Origin of the sequence: Actinoallomurus acaciae (assembly GCF_042429965.1) — a bacterium.
Taxonomy (GTDB): Bacteria; Actinomycetota; Actinomycetes; order Streptosporangiales; family Streptosporangiaceae; genus Actinoallomurus; species Actinoallomurus acaciae.
Window position 1 is genome coordinate 1 of record NZ_JBHLZP010000558.1, and the last position, 5,117, is coordinate 5,117.

6 protein-coding genes are annotated in these 5,117 nt (G+C 70.7%); 4 read left to right on the plus strand and 2 right to left on the minus strand.

The features are described from left to right. Window positions 1-478, minus strand: a 478-nt coding sequence (locus ACFFNX_RS41745) for a sigma-70 family RNA polymerase sigma factor (RefSeq protein WP_378211735.1), incomplete at its 3' end; no start/stop codon positions are given. A gap of 138 nt (window positions 479-616) precedes the next feature. Between ACFFNX_RS41745 and ACFFNX_RS41750 the strand changes: the two genes are divergently transcribed. From ACFFNX_RS41750 to ACFFNX_RS41760, 3 genes are all read left to right on the plus strand, one after another. After that, on the plus strand, window positions 617-991 hold the full coding sequence (locus tag ACFFNX_RS41750) for a DoxX family protein (protein WP_378211737.1): 375 nt from the start codon (window positions 617-619) through the stop codon (window positions 989-991). A gap of 147 nt (window positions 992-1,138) precedes the next feature. Beyond that, complete coding sequence (locus tag ACFFNX_RS41755) at window positions 1,139-1,948, plus strand: mycofactocin-coupled SDR family oxidoreductase (RefSeq protein ID WP_378211739.1); 810 nt, start codon at window positions 1,139-1,141, stop codon at window positions 1,946-1,948. A 42-nt stretch (window positions 1,949-1,990) separates the two neighbouring features. Then, entirely contained in the window at window positions 1,991-2,827 is an 837-nt protein-coding gene (locus ACFFNX_RS41760) for a mycofactocin-coupled SDR family oxidoreductase (protein ID WP_378211741.1), read from the plus strand. A 75-nt stretch (window positions 2,828-2,902) separates the two neighbouring features. Here ACFFNX_RS41760 and ACFFNX_RS41765 read toward each other — a convergent pair whose 3' ends face one another. Further along, window positions 2,903-3,547, minus strand: a complete 645-nt coding sequence (locus ACFFNX_RS41765) for a cutinase family protein (RefSeq protein WP_378211744.1) — start codon at window positions 3,545-3,547, stop codon at window positions 2,903-2,905. Between the two features lie 244 nt (window positions 3,548-3,791). Here ACFFNX_RS41765 and ACFFNX_RS41770 point away from each other — a divergent pair. After that, the coding region (locus ACFFNX_RS41770) for a serine/threonine-protein kinase (protein WP_378211746.1) at window positions 3,792-5,117 on the plus strand (1,326 nt) is incomplete at its 3' end.

A 5,117-nucleotide genomic window follows, 5' to 3' on the forward strand; every position in this document is an offset into this window, starting at 1 on the left:
TCTCGGCCACTTCGGCGAAGGGGTAGCGGAAGACGTCGTGGAGGATGAACGCGACGCGTTCGGCCGGGGTCATCGACTCGAGGACGACGAGGAAGGCCATGTTGACCGACTCGTCGAGGGTGACCCGGTCGGCCGGATCGGTGCCGATGCTCCCGCGGTTCCACTCCGTACGGTCGGGCAGCGGCTCGGGGATCCACTCACCCACATACCGCTCCCGCCGGGCCCGCGCCGAGCCGAGCAGGTCCAGGCAGATGCGGCCGGCGACCCTCGTCAGCCAGGCTCCGGGGGATTCGATGCCCTCCTGTTGCGCTGGGGACATGGCGTACCAGCGGGCGTAGGTCTCCTGCACGACGTCCTCGGCATCGGCCAGGGAGCCCAGGAGCCGGTAGGCGAGATTGATCAGCTGCCGCCGCTCGCTCATGATCGCGCTCAGGCTCGGACCGAGCCGGCCGTCTCCCGGTTCGGATCGGGTGCTCATGGGCCGCCCCCTCTGTTCGCCGTTCGTTCTCATCATCTCGACGAGGTGGCGCGCCGAAGTGTGAGGTGTCGCCTCACATTCCGGGAGGTCGTGTCGTCGTACCGCCTAGATGAACACCGAGGAGACGGGAAGACCGTAATGAACGTGTTCTTGTGGATCGTGCAGGGGGCGCTGGCCGCCGCGTTCGCGATGTCCGGCCTGACGAAGATCGCTCTGCCGAAGGCCAGGCTGGTCGGCGTGTACCCGTGGGTGCGGGACTTCAACCTGGTGACCGTGCGGTTCATCGGCGTGATGGGCCTGCTCGGGGCGATCGGGCTGATCGTGCCGGCCGCCGTCGGCATCGCCCCCATCCTGACGCCGATCGCCGCGACCGGGCTGGCGATCATAATGGTCCTGGCGGCGGCCATGGTGCACATCCCGCACAAGGAGCCGTCCGCAGTGAGGGTCAACGCCATCCTGTTCGTGCTCGCCGCGCTCGTCGCCTGGGGCCGGTTCGGCCCCTACGGCTGGTGACCGCCCGGCGCCCACGGCATGTCGCCCGTTTCGCCGGATCTATTGATCTATGGCACCGAGTGCCGTTAACGTCCCCGACATAAGGCACTCGGTGCCGCAACGGCTCCGGGAGGGCGTAGCCAGGTCCCTGCGGCGAGGGAGTAGACGATGGGTCGAGTCGAGGGCAAGGTCGCATTCATCACGGGGGCCGCGCGCGGCCAGGGCCGCAGCCACGCCGTCCGCCTCGCGGAGGAAGGCGCCGACATCATCGCGATCGACCTCTGCGGTCCGGTGCCCAACCTGGGATACCCGCCGTCGACGCCCGAGGACCTCGCCGAGACGGTCAAGCAGGTCGAGGCGCTGGGCCGTGGGATCGTCTCGGCGGAGGTGGACGTCCGTGACGCGGACGCGCTCCGGCAGGCCGTCGGCGACGGCGTGGCCCGGTTCGGCCGCCTCGACGTCGTGGTCGCCAACGCGGGCATCTGCATCCCGCGTGCCTGGGACCAGGTCACGCCGGAGATCTGGCGCGACACCATCGACATCAACCTGACCGGCACCTGGAACACCGTGACGGCCACCGCACCGCGCCTGGTCGAGGCGGGCGGCGGCTCCATCATCTTGACCAGTTCGGCGGCGGGGCTGAAGGGCCTGCCCTTCCTGACGCCGTACGTGGCGAGCAAGCACGGTGTCACGGGTCTGGCGCGGGCGTTCGCCCACGAGCTCGCCCAGCACCACATCCGCGTCAACAGCGTCCACCCGACCGGGGTCGACACGCCGATGGGGACGATGGGAGCCGACGGCATGGGCGACATGATCGCCGGCAATCCGCGCGTCGGCGGGATGCTGACCAACAGCCTGCCGATCGAGATCACCAGCGCCACCGACATCAGCAACGCCGTGCTGTTCCTGGCCTCCGACGAGTCCCGATACGTCACCGCGCTCGCGATGACGGTGGACGCCGGCAACACCCAGTACTGAAGCCGGGGACCCGAACCGCACCGCCGCGAAGGGAGTCACGGAATGGCAGGACGGGTGGCAGGCAAGGTCGCGTTCATCACCGGTGCGGCGCGCGGGCAGGGCCGCAGCCACGCGGTCCGCCTGGCGCAGGAGGGCGCCGACATCATCGCCGTCGACATCGCCGGGGCCGTCGAGGGCGTCGAGTACCCCGGCGCCTCCGAAGCGGACCTGGCCGAGACCGTGCGGCAGGTACGGGACCTGGACCGCCGCATCGTCGCGGTCAAGGCCGACGTCCGCGACCACGAGGCCCTGAAGAACGCGCTCGACGAGGGCGTCGCGGAGCTCGGGCACGTCGACATCGTGTCGGCCAACGCCGGCATCTTCATCTTCGGCGACCAGGCCCACCTCGTGAGCGAACAGGCCTGGCAGAACGTCACCGACATCAACCTGACCGGCGTGTGGCACACCTGCAAGGCGGCGGTTCCGCACCTCATCGAGCAGGGCACCGGCGGCTCGATCGTCATCACCAGCTCCACCGCCGGCCACAAGGGCCTGACGAACTGCGCGGCCTACACGGCGAGCAAGCACGCGGTGGTCGGGCTCATGCGCACGCTCGTCAACGAGCTGGCACCGCACCGGATCAGGGTCAACACCGTGCACCCGACGACCGTCGCCACGGACATGGCGCTCAACGACTCCACGTACAAGCTGTTCCGGCCCGACCTGGAACACCCGACGCGGGAGGACGCGGTCGAGGCGTTCCAGTCGATCAACGCACTGCCGCTTCCCTGGGTGGACCCGATCGACATCAGCAACGCCGTGCTGTTCCTGGCCTCCGACGAGGCGCGGTACGTCACGGGCACCGAGTTGAGGGTCGACGCCGGCTGCGCCGCGAAATAAGAGAGGCGCTCGCCCGGGAGGTGCCGGTCGGCATGGGCTGACCGGCACCTGGTGGGACGAGGGGCGTGCCGTCCGTCAGGGGATGTAGACCCCGTTGAACCACTGCCCGTGAGCGTCGTCGGAGTACGCGTCGACGTTGAAGTTGTAGTTCCCGTGCTTGCCCTCCCACAGGTAGCCGGGCAGTCCCGAGGACGCGTTGGCGTCGCAGATCACGTCGTCGGTGCAGACCTCCAGCACGGGAACGTTGCCGAAGAAGCCGTCGGCGCCGGAGAGCGGGGCGCCGACGACCGGGGCGACGGCCGGGTGAGCCGCGGCTCCGGCGGAGCCCGGGCCGGCCGGGCGCTTGGGGTCGGCGAGCAGGATCGCGTTCACGTTGCCGATGGTCTGCCAGTTCTCGGTGACCCAGGTGTGGACCACCGCGGCGCCGAGGGAGTAGCCGACCACCTTGACGTGCTGGCCCGGGCACTGGTCGCGCTGGTCGCGGATCAGCCGGTTCAGCTCGTTGACGCCCTGACGGTCGGCGGCGCCGACGGGCACCGCCGGGTACCCGACGCGCTGGCTGACGTTGCCCGAGTAGATGGTGCTGTTGACGTCGCCCGTGCCGCCCACCGCGATCGTGTACGTTCCGGCGCACGAAGCCGCCTGTGCGGCGGGTGCCACCAGAAGATTCATCCCTGCCAGCGCGACGAGGCCGGCTAGAAGGGCGGAGAACTTGCGCATTCAACCTCCCGTTATGCGTCGGTCCGATGCGCGGCTTTCGCGACCGGTTCTTCGATGCGCGAGCGACGCTAAGGACGTCCGATGACATGTCGATGACACCGGGATCAATCGGGTGGTCAATCGGGGCGTGCGTGAAAACGGCCTTTCCCGGTCAGCCGCCCGGGTTACCGGACCATAATCGGTCGGCCTAGGATGCAGTCGCGATTTCCCGCAAAGGGGCGCCGGCCCCGCGATCGAGGTGGCGATGGGCAGGCGAGAGGCCCCGGTGCCCGACGGGCCGCTGCGGGAATTCGCGCTGAAACTCCGCGAGCTGCGGGACAACGCGCCCGGAGCGCCGACCTATCGTGAGCTCGCCCGGCGAGCGCACTTTTCCATGTCCGTCCTGTCGGTCGCCGCCTCGGGGCAGCGCCTGCCGACCTGGGACGTCACCAGCGCCTTCGTGACGGCGTGCGAGGGCGACGTCGAAGAATGGCGTGAGCGCTGGTCGAGCCTGCGCGCCGAGCTCAAGGCCGCGCGTCCGGACCTGATCAATGAGCCCTCGCCGGGCTCCGTTGCCGTCCCTGAACCGGCCGCGCAGGAGGTCCCCGAGGCGGAGACACCGCCGGCGCCGGTCGCGCCGCTGACCCGGTCCGATCCGGCGAAGGTCGGGCCGTTCCGGCTGCTCGGGCGCCTGGGCGGCGGTTCGATGGGCCAGGTGTACCTGGCGGTGTCGAAGACCGGCCGTCCGATGGCGGTCAAGGTCGTGCGCCCCCATCTGGCCGAGGACCCGCATTTCCGGCGGCGGTTCGCGGCCGAGGTCGCCGCCGTGCGCCGTGTCGACAGCCCGTACACACCGGCCGTCATCGACGCCGACCCCGGCGCGGAGCCACCCTGGATGGCGACGGCCTACATCGCCGGTCTCTCACTCGGCGACGCCGTGGACGCGGGCGGGCCGCTGCCACCGGACGCGGTGCTCCGGCTGGCCGCGGGCATCGCCGAGGCGCTCGCCGACATCCACGCCGCCGGGGTGCTCCACCGTGACCTCAAGCCGGCGAACGTGCTGCTGGAGGCCACCGGCCCCAAGGTCATCGACTTCGGGGTGGCCCAGGCGCACGACGGCAGCCGCATGACGCAGACCGGCGCCAGCGTGGGCACGGTGCCGTTCATGGCGCCCGAGCAGGCGGGCGGGGGCGAGGTCACCGCGGCCTCCGACGTCTTCGCGCTCGGCTCGGTCCTCGCCTACGCCGCCACCGGTGTCCTGCCCTTCGGCGACGGCACGACCGGCGAGGTGCTGTACCGGATCATCCACACCGATCCCGATCCGGCCGCGCTCGACTGCCACGACGACGGGCTTCGCGCACTCATCACCCGGTGCCTGGACAAGGACCCCGCCCGCCGGCCCACACCGGCGCAGATCGTCGAGACCTGCGCCGAGCGGCCGCTGCGCGTGGACTGGCCGCCGGGGTCTCTGGGCTCCTCGGCGCAGCGCTCCGCCGACCACATCTCCGCGCTGCTCGCGTGGGCCGCGACCCGCCGCACCACGGCCGTACGCCTCGGAGCCGGGGCCGTCGCGGCCGTCGTCCTGGTCGCC

What these genes read in the sequence shown, in the direction of transcription:
- ACFFNX_RS41750 (WP_378211737.1), top strand. Translation starts at nt 617, where the DNA reads ATGAACGTGTTCTTGTGGATCGTGCAGGGGGCGCTGGCCGCCGCGTTC.
- ACFFNX_RS41755 (WP_378211739.1), top strand. Translation starts at nt 1,139, where the DNA reads ATGGGTCGAGTCGAGGGCAAGGTCGCATTCATCACGGGGGCCGCGCGC.
- ACFFNX_RS41760 (WP_378211741.1), top strand. Translation starts at nt 1,991, where the DNA reads ATGGCAGGACGGGTGGCAGGCAAGGTCGCGTTCATCACCGGTGCGGCG.
- ACFFNX_RS41765 (WP_378211744.1), bottom strand. Translation starts at nt 3,547, where the DNA reads ATGCGCAAGTTCTCCGCCCTTCTAGCCGGCCTCGTCGCGCTGGCAGGG.